At 46.8% G+C, this 782-nt stretch carries 1 protein-coding gene; it reads right to left on the bottom strand.

From position 1 onward, the window contains the following. A partial coding sequence (locus AC1DE7_RS31635) for an IS3 family transposase (protein ID WP_477535892.1) occupies positions 1–677 on the bottom strand: 677 nt, incomplete at its 3' end. Positions 678–782: the final 105 nt, after the last annotated feature.

The following is a 782-nucleotide window of genomic DNA, read 5'->3' as shown; positions in this document are numbered from 1 at the left end:
GACTCAATACAGGCGTTATCATAACAGTTTCCTCGGCGGCTCATGCTTGATTCCATTCCGTATGATTTTAGTTGCTCCACGTATTCTTTTGACGTGTATTGAGAGCCGCGATCCGAGTGATGGAGTAATCCCGGAGCGGGGCGTTTGGCCTTGTAAGCTTCCTCCAGTGCACCCATCACCAAACTGGTTTCCATATGGTTATATAGACGCCAACCTACAATTTCACGTGTGCACAAATCTAGAACGCTGGCGAGATATAGACGACCTCCTCGGCAAGGAATGTAGGTGATGTCGGTAACCCATACCGTATTCGGTTTGGACGTTTTAAATTGCTGATTCAGCGTATTCGGCGCAATGGGATGGTTGTGTTTGGAATCCGTCGTCTGAACGCGATATTTGGGCATGACCACAGAACGTAGATTCATTTGACGCATGTATATACTGACGGTACGGGAAGAGATTCGCAACCCTTCTAAATGGAGCAGATACGTAATTTTAGGGCTTCCACACCGCATCTGGTGGTCGTAAAAATGATACCGAATACGCTTCATGACCTCGTCTTTACGGTTCTGCCGCATGCTGGTTCGGTCCATTCGCCATTTGTAATATCCGCTCCGTGATACTTGAAAGGTTCTGCACATCTTCTCCAAAGAAAACTCGGAGCGATGGTCTTCCACAAACTGAAATCTTAGCTCTTTGGTTTGCTGAAGATGTGCACTGCTTTTTTTACAATCGCCAGTTCTTCTTGTGTATCCGCAAGCGTGTGCTCTTTCTCTTGAAGC

It is taken from the genome of Paenibacillus sp. 10L310 (assembly GCF_056395745.1).
Note: the sequence above shows the minus strand (reverse complement) of the source record. Positions and strands in the feature narration are given on the sequence as shown.